Source organism: Collimonas sp. GW821-FHT02H07 (assembly GCF_059421505.1).
In genome coordinates this window covers 168,264-187,092 of sequence record NZ_JBWKVC010000011.1, presented here as the reverse complement: position 1 = coordinate 187,092, position 18,829 = coordinate 168,264, and the positions used below count along the sequence as shown (strand labels likewise).

Below are 18,829 nucleotides of genomic sequence, written 5' to 3'. Positions count from 1 at the left end.
CGAGGATTCAATTCACGGCAAGCCTGCATCTGCGTGTACCGAGCTTAGCCGCGGCCGATAAATGGCATATTGGTCGCCATCACCGTCATGAACTGAACGTTCGCATCCAGCGGCAAGCTCGCCATGTAGAGCACCGCATTGGCGACATTCTCCACCGACATGGTCGGCTCTACCGCCACCTGGCCATTGGCTTGCAGAATGCCCTGCTCCATGCGCTCCGTCATGTCGGTGGCGGCATTGCCGATGTCGATCTGGCCGCAGGCGATATTGTATTTGCGGCCATCCAGCGAAGTCGACTTGGTCAGGCCCGTAATCGCGTGCTTGGTGGCGGTATAGGCCACCGAATTCGGCCGCGGCACATGCGCGGCGATCGAGCCGTTGTTGATGATGCGGCCGCCGCCCGGCGTTTGCGCCTTCATGATCTTGAACGCTTCCTGCGTGCACAGGAAGGCGCCGGTCAGGTTGACGTCGACCGATGCCTTCCACTGGGCGAAATCAACCTCCTCCAACGACGCCGATTTGGTGAAAATGCCGGCATTGTTGAACAGCAGATCCAGGCGGCCGAACTGTTCGCTGACCTTGGCAAACAGCGCCTTGACCGATACCGGATCGCTGACATCCGCCGATACCGGCAAGGCATGCGCCGCCAGCGCGCCGGCTGCCGCCATCGTCTCCTCCAGCGCTGCAATGCGCCGCCCGGCCAGCACTACACTGTAATCGTTGCGCAGCAGCGCCAGGGCGATGTGCTTGCCGATGCCGGAACCGGCGCCGGTGACTAATGCGACTTTCTTGCTGACTGCCATTTTCCACGCTCCTGACTAGTTATTTCCTTATTCTAACGATGTTTCGGTTTCGGCTCCTCGTTCTCCTGGAGATGGCTTCCAAACTTGTAATAATCAAATGCGACTTTGATCGTTCACGCGGTGATTTTGTTTTGTTAATCTGCCCTGCATGGCGCGCGATTTTTCGGGCGGCCTGAACGACGGAAACAAACGGGAACATCAACCAGGGACCACAACAATATGAAATCAACTGCCATCTTATTCGCAGGCCTGACGCTGCTGTCAGGCCTGGCCCATGCCGACAAGCTGGACGATATCAAGAAAGCCGGCGTGCTGCGCGTGGCTACCTTCGACGGCAATCCGCCGTTCGGCTTTGTCGACCAGAAGACCAATAAAATCATCGGCCTGGATGTCGATTACGCCAATGCCGTCGCCAGGAAACTCGGCGTCAAGGTCGAACTGGTGCCGACCAATCCAGCCAACCGGATTCCCTTGCTGACATCGGGCAAAGTCGACCTGGTGTTCGCCAATTTCACCATCAATCCCGAGCGCGCCCAGGTGATCGATTTCAGCATCCCCTACTTCGCTTCCGGCCAGCAGTTCCTGACCAGGAAAGGCGTGCTGAAAACGGCTTCCCAGATTCCTGATCTGCGCATAGGCACAGACAAGGGCACCACCATGGAAACCACCTTGCGCGAGAAATATCCAGCCGCCAAGGTCGTGCTGTACGACGATACCCCGTTCGCCCTGGCCGCCCTGCGCAATGGCAACGTGCAGGCGATCACCCAGGACGGCTCCAAGCTGATTGCGCTGCTGGCCAATATTCCGGACAAGGAAAAATATGAAATTCCGGCTTTCGCCATTTCCGAAGAATACGAAGGCGTCGGCGTGCCCAAGGGCGAAACCCGGCTGGTGAATACGCTCAACGACACCCTGCGTGAATTTGAAAAGGATGGCACCGCCCTCAAGATCTACGACAAGTGGTTCGGCCCTGATAGCAAATCGCCGCTGCCGCGCCTGTTCAAGATCGGCGACACCAGGCTGAGCCAGAACTGATCTTTCTGCTGCGATTTTTTTACGATTTTCTCTTGCTCTCTGTCTTGCGCTGGCGGTCTTTGCCGATCGCCAGTGTTTTTTTGTTCCTGGCCGTTAAGGGCCGGTGCCTGGCTGTAAAGTAAACATGACTGAGTTTCAATCGCTGCTGGGGCAGGCGCTGGCCCCCAAATACCTGGGCTGGCTGGTGGACGGCTTGTGGATGACGCTGCACGTTTCCGCCGCGGTCGTCCTGCTTTCCACCTTGCTGGGCATCGCGATCGCCGCAGCACGCTCCAGCGAACGCCGCTGGCTGGCGCTGCCGGCTGCTGCATTTCTAGCGGCATTCCGCAATACGCCGCTGCTGGTGCAATTGTTTTTCTGGTACTTCGGCGTCTCCAGCCTGCTGCCGGAGGGTTCGGTAGAGTGGCTCAATACGGTGCATAGCCTGGCGCTCGGCAGCTACCTGACGCTGCGCTGGCCATCCTTCGAGCTGCTCTGCGCCGTGATTGGCCTGAGCCTGTATTCCGCCGCCTATGTCAGCGAAGAAATCCGCGCCGGCATGCGTGGCGTCGCTGCCGCCCAACACCTGGCGGGCGCCGCGCTCGGCCTGACGCGCTGGCAGGTGCTGCGCCACGTGATCCTGCCGCAGGCGCTGCGGATTGCCTTGCCGCCGCTGCTGGGCCAGTACATGAATATCGTCAAGAACACCTCGCTGACCATGGCGATCGGCCTGGCCGAGCTGTCCTATACCTCGCGCCAGGTGGAGGCGCAAACCTTCAAGACTTTCCAGGCTTTCGGCGTGGCGACCTTGTTTTACATCCTTGTGATCGCCGCGCTGGAAGCGGCCGGGCAATTGCTGCAGCGGCGCCGGCGCCTGGCCATGACTGGGAACACGCGGCGATGAGCATGCAATTCAGCGTATTGACGGACAACCTGCCTTATCTGCTGTGGGGCGCTTATCCCGACGGGCCGCTGGGCGGCGCTGCCTTGACGGTGTTGCTGAGCCTGGGCTCGGCGCTGGCGTCGGCAGTGCTGGGGTTGCTGCTGGGGATAGCCTTGTCGATGTCGCGCGGCTTTCTTCATTTTCTGCTGACTGCGGTAATCGGCTTCTTCCGGGCGATTCCAGTGCTGATGTTGATTTTCTGGACTTATTTCCTGTTGCCGGTCGTGTTCCATGTGGACATGCCGGGGGTGTTGTCGGTGATGTGCGCCTTGGCGCTGATTGGCGGCGCTTATCTGGCGCATTCGGTGCATGCGGGGATCAGCGGCATCGGCGGCGGTCAGTGGGATGCGGGGTTGTCGCTGGGGATGACGCAGGTGGCTGTATTGCGGCATATCGTGCTGCCGCAGGCTTTGCAGATGATGCTGCCGTCTTTCGTGAATCAGTGGGTGACCTTGATCAAGGACAGTTCGCTGGCGTATATCGTCGGCGTGGGCGAGTTGTCGTTCGTGGCGGCGCAGGTCAATAGCCGGGTGATGATTTATCCGGCGGAGATTTTCATGTTTATCGGCTTCATTTATTTTGTGCTGTGTTCGGGGCTGGGGTGGTTTGCGCATTGGGTGGCGGACTATTTCCGCCCGACCCAGGATAAGCGCTTGCTTCAGGCCACCACTACCTGAGTGTGGCCGGTTGCATTCCGGCCGGCTTTCTTCACCACGATGTCGACGTCGCGCCCCAGACGGTTCAGACACTCCACCATCTTGGCCTGGCTGATGCCTCTGAATTTTCCTCGCAGCATTTCCGAGAGCTTGGGTTGGGGCATTCCCAACAGTTCGGCGGCTCTCTGCTGAGTCAAGTGCCGGCCCTTGATGATTTGTGCGATTTCATGAGCCAGCTTGGCCTTGACGAGCATCTCATCAGCATCAGGGAAACCCAGGTCGGCATAGGGATTGTCGCTGCCGATTTCAATATCGATGCCATTAAAAGTAACTTTCTGATTCACTCTCTGCTCCTTTGCATTGCGATTACAGCTTTCAATCGCGTTCGAATCAAATCCATATCCGGCTTGGGTGTGGCGCTACCGCTAACGGACTTTTTCTGAAAACAATGCAGTACGTAAAGCTTCTCGATATAGCGTACTGTGTATATGGCGCGATATGTATTCCCCTGGCAGTCTTCTACTATTTCCAGGACACCTGCGCCGCCAAAGCCTTTCAACGGCTTGGCCTGATCGTGCTTACTACCGATTTGGGCCAAATGCAGCGCATAACCAAAAGCAGCCTGAACTTCTACCGGCATCTCACCCAAATCTTTTTTCGCTGATCCGACCCAGCGCAAAGGCCGTAAAAAAGAAGATATCATGGATTATACCCAAATGTAGATAAAATACGACCCCACCGTTCAGTAATCAATGTGCAGATCAACCTGGATTGACTAACAGCAGATTGAATTTATACTGTACATACATACAGTATAATATCTGCTCTCATATACTTGGGCCTAATTCCATTTCGTCATGCCTCTCTCTGCCAACGCCTCATCCAGCCTCGCCGCTGCGGTTCAGTCGGTTGTTTCGACTTTGCCGCATGCCTTGTGGCGGGCGGATCAGATGGGGTCTTACCAGGGGGCGGTCACGGCTTCCGGGTATGCGGCGCTGGATCGGGAGTTGCCGAATGGCGGCTGGCCGCATTCGGCGTTGATTGAACTGCTGCTGCACCAGAGCGGCTGCGGCGAGATGCGGCTGCTGCAGCCGGCTTTGCTGCAGATTGCGCAACAGCGGCGGATCGTGCTGCTGCAGCCGCCGCATTTGCCGCAGCTGGCCGCCTGGGAGGATGCCGGACTGGCGAGCGAGAAATTGCTGTGGATTAAGACCTCTCGCAGCGTCGATGCGCTATGGTCGGCTGAACAGGTCTTGCGCAACGGCAGTTGCGGCGCGCTGCTGATGTGGCAGATGCATGTCCGTGGCGAAGCCTTGCGCCGCCTGCATCTGGCCGCGCAGGCCAGCGACACCATGCTGTGGATGATCCGCCCGCTCAGCGCCGCCCACGAATCGTCGCCCTCGCCCTTGCGTCTGTCCTTGCAGCCGGCCCGCAATGGCGTCGAGATCCAGCTGCTCAAGCGCAAAGGACCTCAGCATGAATACGCTTTCTACCTGCCGCTGCCGCCCATCGTCCCCGAAATCGCCGCGGCTACGCCCACTTTGTTAACCCCTTCGGCAACACCCCATCATGGCTCTCTGGATAGGCATACACCTTCCGCTGTTGGCACTGGAAACCTTGCGCCCGCGCTGGTCTAAGCCCTGCATGTTCGCGGTGCTGGAACATGAACAGGTGCTGGCCATGAGCGCCAGCGCAGCGGCCGCCGGCGTGCGTCCGGGCATGCGCCGCGGCGGCGTGCTGGCGCTGGCGCCGGAAGCCTTGCTGTGCGAACGCGAAACAACGCGTGAGCAAGGCGCGCGCGACGATATCGCGCTGACGCTGCTGCAGTACACGCCGGAAGTCGCGCATGCCGAAGAAGACTCGCTGCTGCTCGACGTCAGCGCCAGCCTGAGCGCTTTCGGCGGCCGCTTGGCGTTGTGCCGCCGCATCCGCGACAGTATCCAGGCGCTTGGCTTCAGCCTTCAGCTCAGCATGGCGCCGACCGCCCAAGGTGCATGGCTGCTGGCTCGCTTTCGACGACGCCATCGCAACCCTCCCTTGCCACGGCAACGGCGCAGCCTGGGCATGGCCAGCATGCAGCGCCGGCTGGATGCACTGCCGTTCGTGATCCTGCCGGCGGCCCGCCCTTATCAGGAATGGCTGGCCGGCATCGGCTGCCAGACCTTGGCCGATCTGCGCAAGCTGCCGCGCGCCGGCCTGCAGCGGCGCAGCGACCAGCAGCTGCTGGCCAGCATGGACCGCGCCTACGGCACGGCGCCGGAAATTTTCGCCTGGGTGCAGCCGCCGCCGACTTTTTCCGCCTGGCTGGAACTGCCTGACCGCATCGAGCATGCCGAGGCGGTGCTGTTTGCCGCGCGCCGCCTGGTGCTGCAGATGACAGGCTGGCTGGTGGCGCAGCAGCTGGCGGTTTCCTGCTTCCGGCTGTCGCTGGAACATGAACGCGGCCGCCAGGCGATTGCGCCGACGCCGCTGGAAATTTCGCTGGCCGAAGCCGCTTGGCATGATGAACATCTGCTGCGTTTGCTGAAAGAACGGCTGGGCCGATTGCAGCTGGAAGCGCCGGTGATCGCCTTGCGCCTGCAAGCCACGCAGGTAGCTCCCATGCTGCCGCCGACCGCCTCGCTGTTTCCCGAACCGGGCGGCACGCCGGGCGCCTACGCCCGCTTGCTGGAACTGTTAAGCGCGCGGCTGGGCAGCGAAAATGTGCTGCAGCCTGCAGCCCAGGCCGATCACCGCCCGGAAGTGGCGAATGCCTGGCAACCCGCTACCGCCCAAGGCCGCCGGACGCCGGACGAGAACAGACGCGCACTCCCGCCTGCGCGCCCGTTCTGGCTGCTGCAGGCGCCGCTGGCCCTGGCAGTGCGCAATCATCGTCCCTTCTACAACTCTCCTTTGCGGCTGCTGGCCGGCCCTGAACGCATCGAATGCAGCTGGTGGGACGGCGCGGCGGCGGTGCGCGATTATTTCATCGCGGAAGGCGAAGACGCCGCCTGCTACTGGATCTACCGGCAACGCAGCGGCGATGAAATCCACTGGTTCCTGCATGGCTTGTTCGCCTGATGACGGGGATGCAGAGCCATGGATGAAATCAGCGCCTCGCCAACCCCCATTCTGCCAGGCTCGCTACCGGAATACGCCGAGCTGCAATGCGTTTCCAATTTCAGTTTCCTGCGCGGCGCCTCGCATCCCGAGGAACTGGTGGAACGCGCAGCCCAGCTCGATTACCGGGCGCTGGCGCTGACCGATGAATGCTCGCTGGCCGGCGTCGTGCGCGCTCATGTGGCAGCCAAGGCACATCATTTGCAACTGCTGATCGGCAGTCAGTTTCAGCTGCATGAAGCCGACGGCAGCCCGGCCTTTTCATTGATTGCACTGGCGCAGAACCGCGAAGGCTACGGCAACCTGTCGGAACTGATCACGCTGGCGCGCAGCCGCGCCGGCAAAGGCCATTACCTGCTGACGCCGCAAGACCTGGACAACCCCGAGGCCGACCACGCCCATCTGCGCCAGCTGCCCGACTGCCTGCTGATCCTGCTGCCCGCGCATGGCATAGCCAGCGCCACGCTGATGCAGCAAGCAGCATGGCTGCGCGCCAATTTCCCGCAGCGCTGCTGGCTCGGCCTGACCTTGCTGCACCAGGCCGGCGACGAACGGCAACGCGCCGTCGTCGAGCAAGTGGCGCAGGCGCAAGGCTTGCCGATAGTGGCCACCGGCGATGTCTGCATGCACCGGCGCTCGCGCAAGCCGCTGCAGGATACGATGACGGCGATCCGCATCGGCAAACCGGTCGCCGCCTGCGGCTATGCGCTGGCGCCCAACGCCGAGCAGCACCTGCGCGCCCGGCTGCGGCTGGCCAACCTGTATCCGGCGGCGGCGCTGGCGGCCACAGTGAAGATTGCCGAACAATGCAGTTTCTCGCTGGATGAACTGCGCTATGAATATCCGGATGAAGTGGTGCCGGCCGGCCATACAGCCGCCAGCTACCTGCGCCAGCAAACCTATCTCGGCGCGCGGCGGCGCTACGCCGATGCCATTCCGGCAGCGGTGCAGAACCAGCTGGAGGACGAACTGGAGATCATCCATGCGCTGAAGTACGAATCCTATTTCCTGACGGTGTACGACATCGTCCAGTTCGCCCGCAGCAAGGAGATCCTGTGCCAGGGCCGCGGCTCGGCCGCCAATTCGGCAGTGTGCTACTGCCTCGGCATCACCGAGGTCGATCCCTCGCGCAGTACCTTGCTGTTCGGCCGTTTCATCAGCAAGGAGCGCGACGAGCCGCCTGACATCGATGTCGATTTCGAGCATCAGCGGCGCGAAGAAGTGATCCAGTACATCTATGAAAAATACGGCCGCCGCCGCGCTGCTCTGACCGCCGTGGTGATCAGCTACCGGCCGCGCAGCGTATTGCGCGATGTCGGGAAGGCGCTCGGGGTCGATCCCAGCCTGGTCGACCAGGTCGCCAAATCGCAGCGCTGGTGGGACGACAAGCAGCAATTGCAGCAGAACTTCCGCGAACTGGGCATCGCCCCCGATACCCCGATTGCCGAGCACTGGGCCGGGCTGTCGCATACGCTGATGGGTTTTCCGCGCCACCTGTCGCAGCACCCGGGCGGCTTCGTCATCTCGCGCGGCAAGCTGTCGCGGCTGGTGCCTATCGAGAACGCGGCGATGCCGAACCGCAGCGTGGTGCAATGGGACAAGGACGACCTCGATGCGCTGCGCATCCTCAAGGTCGACGTGCTGGCGCTAGGCATGCTGTCGATGCTGCAGCGGGCGCTGGCGATGGTTTCCCAGCAGCGCGGCGCTTCCTTTGAAATGCAGGACATCCCGCGCGAAGATCCGGCCACCTACGAGATGATTCGCAAGGCCGACACGATAGGCGTGTTCCAGATCGAAAGCCGAGCCCAGATGAGCATGCTGCCGCGCCTCAAGCCCAAGGAATTCTACGATCTGGTGATCCAGGTCGCCATCGTCCGGCCCGGGCCGATCCAGGGCGGCATGGTGCATCCCTACCTGCAAAACAGGAAGAAAGATCCGGAGCAGATCGTTTATCCGAGCAAGGAATTAAAAAAGGCATTGGAACGCACCCTGGGAATCCCGATATTTCAGGAACAAGTGATGCAGATCGCCGTCATCGCCGCCGGCTTCACCCAGGGCGAAGCGGACGAGCTGCGCCGTTCGATGGCGGCCTGGAAGCGCAAAGGCGGCCTGGAAAAATTCGAGCGCAAGCTGATCGACGGCATGGTCGCAAAAGATTATAAAAAAGATTTCGCCGAAGCCATCTTCAAGCAGATCCAGGGCTTCGGCGAATACGGTTTCCCGGAAAGCCACGCCGCCAGTTTCGCCCTGCTGGCTTACGCCAGCTCCTGGCTCAAATGCCACGAACCGGAAGCTTTCCTGGCGGCGCTGCTGAACAGCCAGCCGATGGGATTTTATTCGCCTTCGCAGCTGGTGCAGGATGCGCGCCGGCATGGCGTCGACGTGCTGCCGGTGGATATCAACCGCAGCAACTGGGAAGCCGCACTGGAGCCCACCGCATCGGCGCGGCCGGCGGTCAGGCTGGGACTCAGCCTGGTGCGCGGCTTGAGTTTCGACAATGCCGAAGAAATCGAAGCCGCGCGCGCGGTGCGCCCCTTCAGCGACCTCAAGGACATGGCTTTGCGTACCGGCCTCAGGCGCGACCAGCTGCAGGCGCTGGCCGCCGCCGGCTCGCTCGCGCCGATCTCCGGCAACCGCCGCCAGGCCTTGTGGCAGGCCTTGGTCAGCGCACCCGAAAAAGGCTTGCTCAGGCCCGCCCAGGTCAACGAGGAAGAACTGTTGCTGGCGCCGCCGGGAGAAGCGGAGAACATCCTGCACGATTACCACGCGCTGGGCCTGACCCTGGGCCGCCATCCGCTGGCGCTGCTGCGGACAACCCTGAACGCCAGGCGCTTTCTGCCGGCCGATGTGCTGAACACCTTTGCCGACGGCCAGCTGGCGCGCGCCTGCGGCATCGTCACGGTGCGCCAGCGCCCCGGCACGGCCAAGGGCGTGGTGTTCGTCACCCTGGAAGATGAAACCGGTACCGTCAACGTGATCGTCTGGCCCGACCTGGTGGACCGCCAGCGCAAGGAATTGCGGGGAGCAGCCTTGATGGGCGTATATGGGGTCTGGCAAACCCACGAAGGCGTCAGCCATCTGGTGGCCAAACGGCTGGTCGATCTGTCGCCGCTGCTGGGCAGGCTGAACACCAGCAGCCGCGACTTTCATTGAAGCGAAAGCACCCTATTTTTGCTGCGGCATGTGCATGTGGTCGGGATGCGCATCGAGCATCAGGTCGATGCCGGCGCCGGGATCTTCGCTGCCGTCTTCCTGCACCGCCACCGCGCGCTGCAAACCCTCCTCATGCGCCAGGTCGCGCTTGCGCTGCCAGTTGACCGCCGCCAGCCCGCCCACGCCCAGCACCGCCAGGCAGGCCGCCGGCACCAGCATCGGCGTCACATTGCTGTTGGTCAGCTTGCCGACATAGGGCATCAGGTTCTGGCCGAAGAAGCCGCCCAGGTTGCCGATCGAATTGATGGCGGCGATGCTGGCCGCCGCGCGCGCGCCCTGGAAGAACTTCGGCGGCAAGGACCAGAAACAGGGATACAGCAAGGTGATGCAGGCGCCGCCGACCACCAGCGCGCCGAAGCGCAGCACATTGGAATCCAGCAGCGCGCTGGAGGCGAAGCACACCAGCCCCAGCAGGCCGATCACGGCGATCGCCTTGTACACCACGCGGTCATGCCGCAATTTCCCCGGCAGCCACAGCAGCAGCAAGACCGCCAGGCCCCACGGCATCATGTTGAGCAAGCCATTGATGGTGGAACTGACGCCGAAGCCCTTGACCAGCGTCGGCAGCCAGTAGGTGACGCCGTACAGCGAAGTCGACATCAGCATGTAGGTGGCAGCAAACATCAGTACGCGCAGGTCCCACAAGGCCGCCAGCGGATTGCCGCGGGTGACGTTGGCCGGCGTGTCGCGCCGCATCATGTCGTTCAGCTTGATCTTCTGCGCCGCCGACAGGAACCTGGCTTCATCGATGGAACCCGGCAGGTATCCCATCACCACCAGCGTCAGCAGCACCGCCGGCGCGCCGGTGGCGATGAACACCCATTGCCAGCCCGCCAGCCCCAGCGTGCCGTTCAGGTTCAGCAGCAAGCCGCCGACCAGCGCCCCCAGCATGTTGGCCAGCGCGCTGCCGAGCGTAAACACGCCCAGCACCCGGGTCCGGTATGCCTGCGGAAACCAGAGCGTGAGGTAATAGATCACGCCAGGATAGAAGCCGGCTTCGGCCACGCCCAGCATGAAGCGCAGCACGTAGAACATCGGCAGCGAAGTGGTGAAGCCCAGCAGGATCGTCACCGCGCCCCAGGTGAACATGATGCGCGCCAGCCAGACCCGGGCGCCGTATTTGTGCAGAGCCAGCGTGCTGGGGATTTCAAACAGCAGGTAGCCGATGAAAAACAGGGAAGCGCCAAGGCCGTAGGCCGCCTCGCTCATGTGCAAGGCATGCACCATGTCCAGCTTGGCGAAGCCGACGTTCTGGCGGTCGATGAAGGACACCAGGAACATCACGATCAGCAATGGCATCAGGCGCCACGCTACTTTCTTCATCAACTGGTCTTCAGACAGCGCGGTATTTGACTGCACGATGGGTCTCCGTTTTCTTGTGTGAGTCCGTCGTCTGCGGCGACGGATGAAGTACTGCAAACATCTGCTGCGAAATCAGCCAGGCCAGTGACGCTGCCATATGGGCGCCACCTTGGGATGGGTTTCTATATTGTCGAGCAGCGCCAGGAAATCCGGCCGGGCTTTTCCCAGGTGTCCCCGTGCGCCCGACCATTTGCTCACCACAGCCGCCAGCAGGTCGAGCGCGCCGGGCTCGGCGCCGTTCAGGAATGGGCTTGCGGCATATGTATCGGCAAAGATTTCCCAATAGCGGTACAGGCGCTCGCGCGCCCCTTGCCGGATCCGCTCCTTGATCGCCTCGTCGGCGTTGAGACACCAGCGCTCCGGATAATCGATCACGCCGATGGCCGCATAGCAGTTAGCCGCGATGAACACCAGGCCGCGAATGGCCTGGGCGCGCTGCATTGCGTTGTCAGGCAACAAACGGGCGGAGGGATAGGTCAATCCGAGATGCAGCAGGATCGCGGCGCTTTCGGTGAGCACGCTGCCATCCGGCAGCTGCAAAGTGGGGATTTGCCTGAGAGGGTTGCATTGCTGCAGCTCGTCGACTGCCGAACCCGGCTCCCAGGAGGCCGCATCAACCAGCCGGCAGCCCTGCCCGGCCAGCTCCAGCGCGATTTCCACCACGGCAGAGCCGCAGCCCTTGAAGCCATAGAGTGTGTACATGCGACCCCGCCGTTCTATCTTTTGGAAGATAAATTCTAACAGGGAGTGAAGCCGTCAGATCGTCGGAGCCACTTCGAGATAGAACAGGAGTCCGGGAGGCTTCTTCTTTATCCACAGACGGCCATCATCGCCAGCATATCCAGGATGCGGCCAAACCTGCATGCCACGGTATTTATCCCACGGGGCGTTTTGCGATCCTCTATCCCGACGCTTATTTTTCAGCATTTTGGAAAATATCAAAAATTTAACTAAGTTCCATAATAACAATAGAATCGACAAGGTATGTTGACGTATTATTAACAAACATTGGCTGCACGCACTGCCGCTGGTTCTCCCACTCTTTGACGACTTGATTGAAGGAACACAACATGTATTTCGGCGTCGATCCACACCATCCCGAGTTAAACAGCCTGATCCAAACCACCATCAGCGCGACGATCGAGAAGCACGGCAAATTGCATGTTTATGCGCTGGTCGATGGCGTCTTCGACGACAACCTAGGCCGCCAGCTTTGGGAGTACAGCCAACAACGCGACAGCGGCGTCGTCTCGCTGTATGACAACACCGTGTTAAGCGGATACGAAGAATGCGCGCCGTTTCTGGTGGCGCTGTCGCCGGAGAATCTGCCGACTCTGCTCACATTCGCTGAAGACAAACCGATGCTGAGCATCCTGCAAAGTCCGCTCTCCATCGGCGCCCTGCAACAGCATTTTGCGGCATTTCTTCAGATCCGCACCACGTCCGACGGCTTGCGCATGCCACTGCGGTTTGCCGATGCCATGTGCAGCCAGAATGCCCTGAACATGTTCAATGACGCGCAGCGCAGCGCGTTCTGTGCCGGCTTCATCGCCTGGCATCTGATCAACCGCCAAGGCACGCTCAGCACCGTCGACGGCACTTGCCTGGATGCGACAGCCTATACGCAACCCGCCGTCGGCGAAGGCAATGCCATCGATATCACCGACCGGCAATACGTTGCGCTGATCGACGGCGGCGAGGCGGATTACATCCTGTGCAATTTTGCTGAAAAAGTACCGCAAATCACTACGGGTCGTAAAGCATCCGTACTGTACACGATGATTGCCGGGTTGCTGGTCGAGATGGATCAACGCCGCATCAAGAACGATGCCGACCGGCGCAATTTAATGGTAGAGGCATTATTGATGCCGGATCGACAGCAAGCCCTGTCCTTGTTGGATACAGCGCAAGAACACGGCGTCGAGGCTGCACTGCAACGTGCCACCTAATCAATTGAAGACTGGCCATGCCATCCAACTTCAATCAAAGGAAACCTATGCGCCTCAAACATGTACTGTTATTTACCGTAACGCTGGCACTTACCGCGTGCGCAACAACACCGCCATACGTCCCGTCAGAAAAGATAACAAAGCTGCTCAATCTTAAGTTGGTGCCGGTTGATATATCTTGTGCAGCCCATCCAGGCGTGGGTTACATCCACGATTTTTACGTAAAAGAGCCTTTTAGCTCGCGCATGGCAGGCGGACTCAGTTGTGGTGGCACGGTCGCAGCCGGTTACATGCTTCCCAAACAGTGGGAGCCGGGGATGAAAGTCAAGGTGCGCTGGAAACCCAATGGGCGCGACTGGATAGAAAAGACCACCACGATCAGGCGTTATGAAAGAGTCGGCACGCTGTTTGTCCATTTCTTTGCGAACGATGAAGTACGTGTATTGTCGGCTTTTGCTTATCCCGGTCCACATCATCCAATTCCAATGGATCTTACCGTTGCTCCACCGGAGGAAGAATAAATGAGCACTCCTATCCAATCAGCACCGCTGCACATTTCCGATAGCGCCGAAAATAAAATGCTGATGACTGCCGCCGAATGCCGCGCTGTGCAAGGCATGGATGGGCAGCCGGCAAAAAATGCGCCGCCATCCAACTTCAACCAAAGGAAATCTATGCGCCTCAAACAGGTACTGTTATTTACCGCAACGTTGGCGCTTACCGCCTGCGCAACAACACCGCCGTATGTCCCGTCGGAAAAGATAACAAAGCTGCTCAATCTTAAGTTGGTGCCGGTGTCGATAGCTTGTGCAACCCATTCTGGCGTGGGCTACATCCACGATTTTTACGTAAAAGAGCCTTTTAGCTCGCGCATGGCAGGCGGACTCAGTTGTGGTGGCACGGTCGCAGCCGGTTACATGCTTCCCAAACAGTGGGAGCCGGGGATGAAAGTCAAGGTGCGCTGGAAACCCAATGGACGCGACTGGATAGAAAAATCCACCACGATCAGGCGTTATGACGAGGCGGGGGATATTGTTGTTCATTTTTTTGTAAACGATGAGGTACGAATAGTCTCATCTGCTCGTTATGGTTCAGAAAGCCCAAACCATCCAATTCTTAAAAACATCGCCGTCGCTCCGCCGGAGGAAGAATAAATGAATGCTCCTATCCAATCAGCACCGCTGCGCATTTCCGATAGCGCCGAAAATGAAATGCTGATGACTGCCGCCGAATGCCGCGCTGTGCAAGGCATGGATGGGCAGCCGGCAAAAAATGCGCCGCCATCCAACTTCAACCAAAGGAAATCTATGCGCCTCAAACATGTACTGTTATTTACCGCAACGCTGGCGCTTACCGCCTGCGCAACAACACCGCCGTACGTCCCGTCGGAAAAGATAACAAAGCTGCTCAATCTTAAATTGATGCCAGTGTCGCTATCGTGTTTTTCCCATCCTGGAGTGGGTTACATTTATGCGTTTTATGTTCAGGAACCGTTTAGCTCCCGCATGGCAAGTGGGCTGGATTGTGGCGGCATTGTCGCAGCCGGTTACATGCTCCCCAAACAGTGGGAGCCGGGAATGAAAGTCAAGGTGCGCTGGAATCGGCCAATCAAGAGAGAAGACAATTGGATAGAAAAAACCACCACGATCAGGCGGTATGAACGAGCAGGAACGCTTACCGTTCACTTCTTTAAAAATGACGAAGTACGCGTCGTTTCTTCTCCTCTTTACTCATCAAGCAGTCCCCTCCATCCCATTCTTAAAGATGTCGTGATTGCCCCGCCGGAGGAAGAATAAATGAGTGCATCTATCCAATCGGCACCGCTGTACATTTCCGATAACGCCGAAAACGAAATGCTGATGACTGCCGCCGAATGCCGTGCCGTGCAAGACATGGACGGGCAGCCGGCAAAAAATGCACCGCCCTGCCAGAAATTTGTCCACATTGGTTTGTTCTTCGACGGCACCAACAACAACATGATTCGGGATGAGCCGTTGCAATCCCATACGAATGTCGTCAAATTGTACAAAGCCCATAAAGCTTTTGATCGCGATGGTGCTCTGCAAGAGCCGGGACACTATCGGATTTACGTTCCAGGCTTGGGAACACGCTTCCCAGAAAACCGCGAATGGCGTGAAACAGCAGAGGGCAAGGCGTTCGGCAAAGGAGGCCAAGCACGTATTTTGTTTGGCTTGCTCCAAGTGTATAACGCTGTTCATCACGCATTTAGCGACGGCAGGGTTATGTTTGAAGACGACGCTATCACCACCAAAATCCAGCAATACGCCAAAGACGTAGAAACCAACGACCCGCTGCGCGATGCCAACGCGCCGCGTCCCGACCGCCGCACCTGGTTTGGCGATCTCAGCAAGGAACTCAATGACAGGCTGGAGGCAGCGCGCGCACGCAGGCAGCGGCCAGATATCCCCAGCATCACCTTGAACGTGTTCGGCTTTTCCCGCGGCGCGGTGGAGGCACGGGCTTTCTGCTACTGGTTTGACGACGTGCTCAAAAACGGCAAGCTTGCCGGCATGCCGGCCGAGATCCGGTTTTTGGGCTTGTTCGATAGCGTGGCCTCGATCGGGCTGGCAAATTCCGCCGCGGAAAGCACGCCGCTGTTCTTTGCCGACGGCCATTTTTCCTGGGCCAAGGAGGTGCTTAACCCCTTGCCGGGCTGTGTCAAAAAAGCCGTGCATTACATCGCCGCCCACGAGCAGCGCCGCAACTTCCTGATCACGCGTGTGACTGGCCGCGATGTCTCCGAATACCTGTATCCCGGCGTGCATAGCGATGTCAGCGGCGGTTACGCCCCTGCCGATCAAGGGCGCGGCATGACCATGGGAACGATGCTGTCGCAGATTCCCTTATTGCATTAATCAATTGACGACAGACTACGCCATCCAACTTCAATCAAAGGAAATCTATGCGCCTCAAACACCTGCTGTTATTTACCGCAACGCTGGCACTTACCGCCTGCGCAACAACACCGCCATACGTCCCATCGGAAAAAATAACAAAGCTGTTCAATCTTAAGTTGGTGCCGGTGCCGATAGCATGTGCATATCACCCTGGAACAGATTACATCCACGATTTTTACGTGAAAGAGCCTTTTAGCTCGCGCATGGCTGGTGGACTTAGTTGTGGCGGCACAGTCGCAGCCGGTTACATGCTCCCCAAGCAGTGGGTGCCGGGGATGAAAGTCAAGGTGCGCTGGAATCGGCCGATCAAGGGAGAAGACAATTGGATAGAAAAAACCACCACGATCAGGCGGTATGAAACGGCTGAAACTCTTTTTGTCCATTTTTTTGCACATGATGAGGTTCGTGTCGTTTCCTCATTTTTTTACCCAGAGAGCCCAAACCATCCAATTCTTAAAAACGTCACTATCGCCCCGCCGGAGGAAGAATAAATGAGTGCATCTATCCAATCGGCACCGCTGCACATTTCCGATAACGCCGAAAATGAAATGCTGATGACTGCCGCCGAATGCCGTGCCGTGCAAGGCATGGACGGCCAGCCAGCAAAAAATGCACCGCCCTGCCAGAAATTTGTCCACATTGGTTTGTTCTTCGACGGCACCAACAACAACAGGGAACGGGATGAGCCGTCGCAATCCCATACCAATGTCGTCAAATTATACAAAGCCCATAAAGATGTCGATGAAAAAGGTTCACTCAAGGAGCCGGGGCATTACCGAATTTACGTTCCGGGCTTGGGCACACGTTTCCCCGAAAACCGCGAATGGCGTGAAACTGCAGATGGCAAGGCGTTCGGCAGAGGCGGCCAAGCACGTATTTTGTTCGGTTTACTCCACGTGTATAACGCGGTGCACCGGGCGTTTAGTGACGGTGCTCCGATGTTTAATAAAGAAGAACTCGCTTCCAAAATCCAGCAATACGCCAAAGACGTAGAAACCAACGACCCGCTGCGCGATGCCAACGCACCACGTCCCGACCGGCGCACCTGGTTTGGCGATCTCAGCAAGGAACTCAATGACAGGCTGGAGGCAGCGCGCGCACGCAGGCAGCGGCCGGATATCCCCCGCATCACCCTGAACGTGTTCGGCTTTTCCCGCGGCGCGGTGGAGGCACGGGCTTTCTGCTACTGGTTTGACGACGTGCTCAAAAACGGCAAGCTTGCCGGCATGCCGGCCGAGATCCGGTTTTTGGGCTTGTTCGACAGCGTGGCCTCGATCGGGCTGGCAAATTCCGCCGCGGAAAGCACGCCGCTGTTCTTTGCCGACGGCCATTTTTCCTGGGCCAAGGAAGTGCTTAGCCCCTTGCCAGACTGTGTCAAACAAACCGTGCATTACATTGCCGCCCACGAACAGCGCCGCAACTTCCCGATCACGCGTGTAACCGGCCCCGATGTCTCCGAATACCTGTATCCCGGTGTGCATAGCGATGTCGGCGGCGGTTACGCCCCTGCTGATCAAGGGCGCGGCATGACCATGGGAACGATGCTGTCGCAGATCCCCTTGCTGCATATGCACCTGGCGGCTACCGTTGCAGGCGTGCCGCTGGCAGCATATTGTGTGATGGACGATCGTTTGAAAAAGGACTACGACATTGATCCATCCCTGAGCCGTGCCTGGAACAGCTACATGGTCTATGGCGAAAGAGAATTCAAGAGCAATGACTACGACAACCTCGTGCGTGAACATATGCGCCTGCTGTATCTGTTCCGCGCCAGATGGCTCCATGATTTCGATAGCATCCCCCCGTATACCCGCGTCGCGGGTGCGCAAGAAGAAGAGGATCTGCGCAGCTACAACAACTTGCTCAAGGGCGATGTGGCGATACTGCGCAAGCGGGTGGCCAATGCCGGCCAGGGCATGCATTCGTTTGACGGTCCGCTCAATCGCATGAATCATCTCACTGCGGACGAGATTGCCCAGTCCAATAAATGGCAGGCAGATCTCTACCTTCGCAATGTCAAGCCGACAGCCGAAGAGCTACGGGCTTTGGCGCCGTTTACGCATCCGCCGGTGTCGTTTGACGAACCCTATATGCTGTTATTGCGCGACCAGGTGCATGATTCGCTGGCGGGATTTTCCATGGTGGGGTATGGCGGCAATGAAGAAAAAGCCGACAAAGTGCTGGAAATGGCGCGCAAATACGGCGACAACGGGGCCCCGGTTTCACCCTACGACCAGCAGGTGTGGAAGAACTACCAGGCCGTGCGCGACACGGATCCAGACCTGGCCGCCATGATGCAGGAAAAACTCGCTATCTATACAGCTGCTGAAAATACGCCTGGCTATCGCCTTGAAAAAATAAATGCCATGGAAGAAGCCGACCGCTTGACCCCGTTCGATCCGGCGCAACAGGAGAAATTGGCAGCGCTTTTCCCGCTGCAAACCGATACGAATGTCGCGGATTTGCGCAGCAAGGCCATCTCCCCGCAAACCAACAAGCGACGCGAGGGCAGCGGCTATTTGCGACAGCGGGTCGTGTTTCTGTCGAAAGATGCGGGAATGCGCCCGGAGTCAACGCCACCAAGCGACAATATACAGCCACCTCGATAGGCTCATTACCGAGGGCCGTGCACCCGTGCCGCTGGCGTTATCGCCGCATTTACAGGACGTGCCTCCTGATCGCTTCCAGGCGTTGCGCAGCCTGCCGGTGTGGGTCTCGGCCACCGTGATGGCGCTGGTGGTGGCGGCGACATGGGGCTATTGCAAATACCAGTTGGCGGGAATGCAGCATCAGGTGGTTGACACCATCGTTGCCATCGGCAAAATCACAGCCCCGCCAGCGGTGGCTATTTCGTCCAAATAATCAAGGAAAA

At 59.0% G+C, this 18,829-nt stretch carries 19 protein-coding genes; 14 read left to right on the top strand and 5 right to left on the bottom strand.

The annotated features are described in order from the left end of the window. Positions 1-44: 44 nt before the first annotated feature. A complete protein-coding gene (locus AC07V8_RS17915; protein ID WP_494680373.1) occupies positions 45-803 on the bottom strand; it encodes an SDR family oxidoreductase in 759 nt (252 codons plus the stop codon). Between the two features lie 219 nt (positions 804-1,022). Here AC07V8_RS17915 and AC07V8_RS17910 point away from each other — a divergent pair, with 219 nt between their 5' ends. The 3 genes from AC07V8_RS17910 (at position 1,023) to AC07V8_RS17900 (ending at position 3,437) form a co-directional block, all read left to right on the top strand. Continuing rightward, positions 1,023-1,838 carry an ABC transporter substrate-binding protein gene (locus AC07V8_RS17910; RefSeq protein WP_494680374.1) on the top strand — a complete coding sequence of 272 codons (816 nt, stop codon included), beginning with the start codon at positions 1,023-1,025 and terminating at the stop codon, positions 1,836-1,838. A 124-nt stretch (positions 1,839-1,962) separates the two neighbouring features. Beyond that, positions 1,963-2,721, top strand: a complete 759-nt coding sequence (locus AC07V8_RS17905) for an amino acid ABC transporter permease (RefSeq protein ID WP_494680375.1) — start codon at positions 1,963-1,965, stop codon at positions 2,719-2,721. 2 nt (positions 2,722-2,723) lie between these two features. Continuing rightward, positions 2,724-3,437, top strand: coding sequence for an amino acid ABC transporter permease (locus AC07V8_RS17900; RefSeq protein ID WP_494680432.1), 714 nt, complete (start codon positions 2,724-2,726; stop codon positions 3,435-3,437). On the opposite strand, the gene AC07V8_RS17895 is transcribed toward AC07V8_RS17900, so the two are convergent. Further along, a complete protein-coding gene (locus tag AC07V8_RS17895) occupies positions 3,419-3,760 on the bottom strand; it encodes a helix-turn-helix domain-containing protein (RefSeq protein WP_494680376.1) in 342 nt (113 codons plus the stop codon). The two genes, AC07V8_RS17900 and AC07V8_RS17895, sit on opposite strands and share 19 nt — an antisense overlap. Next, positions 3,757-4,119 (bottom strand): type II toxin-antitoxin system RelE/ParE family toxin, encoded by a 363-nt coding sequence (locus tag AC07V8_RS17890; RefSeq protein WP_494680377.1) that lies wholly within the window; start codon positions 4,117-4,119, stop codon positions 3,757-3,759. The genes AC07V8_RS17895 and AC07V8_RS17890 overlap by 4 nt, the downstream gene beginning before the upstream one ends. A 154-nt stretch (positions 4,120-4,273) precedes the next feature. Here AC07V8_RS17890 and imuA point away from each other — a divergent pair, with 154 nt between their 5' ends. The 3 genes from imuA to AC07V8_RS17875 are packed head-to-tail and all read left to right on the top strand — an operon-like array spanning position 4,274 to position 9,668. Further along, positions 4,274-5,053 carry a translesion DNA synthesis-associated protein ImuA gene (gene imuA / locus AC07V8_RS17885; RefSeq protein ID WP_494680378.1) on the top strand — a complete coding sequence of 260 codons (780 nt, stop codon included), beginning with the start codon at positions 4,274-4,276 and terminating at the stop codon, positions 5,051-5,053. Then, complete coding sequence (locus AC07V8_RS17880) at positions 4,986-6,476, top strand: Y-family DNA polymerase (RefSeq protein ID WP_494680379.1); 1,491 nt, start codon at positions 4,986-4,988, stop codon at positions 6,474-6,476. Before imuA ends, AC07V8_RS17880 begins: the two co-directional genes overlap by 68 nt. Positions 6,477-6,494: 18 nt before the next feature. Then, positions 6,495-9,668, top strand: a complete 3,174-nt coding sequence (locus AC07V8_RS17875; RefSeq protein ID WP_494680380.1) for an error-prone DNA polymerase — start codon at positions 6,495-6,497, stop codon at positions 9,666-9,668. 12 nt (positions 9,669-9,680) lie between these two features. On the opposite strand, the gene AC07V8_RS17870 is transcribed toward AC07V8_RS17875, so the two are convergent. After that, positions 9,681-11,051 carry an MFS transporter gene (locus AC07V8_RS17870; protein ID WP_494680433.1) on the bottom strand — a complete coding sequence of 457 codons (1,371 nt, stop codon included), beginning with the start codon at positions 11,049-11,051 and terminating at the stop codon, positions 9,681-9,683. 111 nt (positions 11,052-11,162) lie between these two features. Beyond that, complete coding sequence (locus AC07V8_RS17865; protein ID WP_494680381.1) at positions 11,163-11,792, bottom strand: glutathione S-transferase family protein; 630 nt, start codon at positions 11,790-11,792, stop codon at positions 11,163-11,165. Positions 11,793-12,160: 368 nt separating this feature from the next. On the opposite strand from AC07V8_RS17865, the gene AC07V8_RS17860 reads away from it, so the two are divergent. The 8 genes from AC07V8_RS17860 to AC07V8_RS17825 all read left to right on the top strand — a co-directional run bounded on the left by AC07V8_RS17860 (position 12,161) and on the right by AC07V8_RS17825 (position 18,819). Continuing rightward, positions 12,161-13,039, top strand: a complete 879-nt coding sequence (locus AC07V8_RS17860; RefSeq protein ID WP_494680382.1) for a DUF4123 domain-containing protein — start codon at positions 12,161-12,163, stop codon at positions 13,037-13,039. A 47-nt stretch (positions 13,040-13,086) separates the two neighbouring features. Then, complete coding sequence (locus AC07V8_RS17855; protein ID WP_494680383.1) at positions 13,087-13,560, top strand: DUF3304 domain-containing protein; 474 nt, start codon at positions 13,087-13,089, stop codon at positions 13,558-13,560. Then, on the top strand, positions 13,561-14,193 hold the full coding sequence (locus AC07V8_RS17850; RefSeq protein WP_494680384.1) for a DUF3304 domain-containing protein: 633 nt from the start codon (positions 13,561-13,563) through the stop codon (positions 14,191-14,193). Next, entirely contained in the window at positions 14,194-14,835 is a 642-nt protein-coding gene (locus tag AC07V8_RS17845) for a DUF3304 domain-containing protein (protein WP_494721479.1), read from the top strand. A 63-nt stretch (positions 14,836-14,898) separates the two neighbouring features. Further along, positions 14,899-15,915: a T6SS phospholipase effector Tle1-like catalytic domain-containing protein gene (locus AC07V8_RS17840; protein WP_494680386.1), complete on the top strand. Its 1,017-nt coding sequence runs from the start codon at positions 14,899-14,901 to the stop codon at positions 15,913-15,915. Between the two features lie 47 nt (positions 15,916-15,962). Then, positions 15,963-16,448, top strand: a complete 486-nt coding sequence (locus AC07V8_RS17835; protein WP_494680387.1) for a DUF3304 domain-containing protein — start codon at positions 15,963-15,965, stop codon at positions 16,446-16,448. Next, a complete protein-coding gene (locus tag AC07V8_RS17830; RefSeq protein WP_494680388.1) occupies positions 16,449-18,566 on the top strand; it encodes a phospholipase effector Tle1 domain-containing protein in 2,118 nt (705 codons plus the stop codon). 58 nt (positions 18,567-18,624) lie between these two features. Beyond that, positions 18,625-18,819 (top strand): hypothetical protein, encoded by a 195-nt coding sequence (locus AC07V8_RS17825; protein ID WP_494680389.1) that lies wholly within the window; start codon positions 18,625-18,627, stop codon positions 18,817-18,819. Positions 18,820-18,829 lie beyond the last annotated feature (10 nt).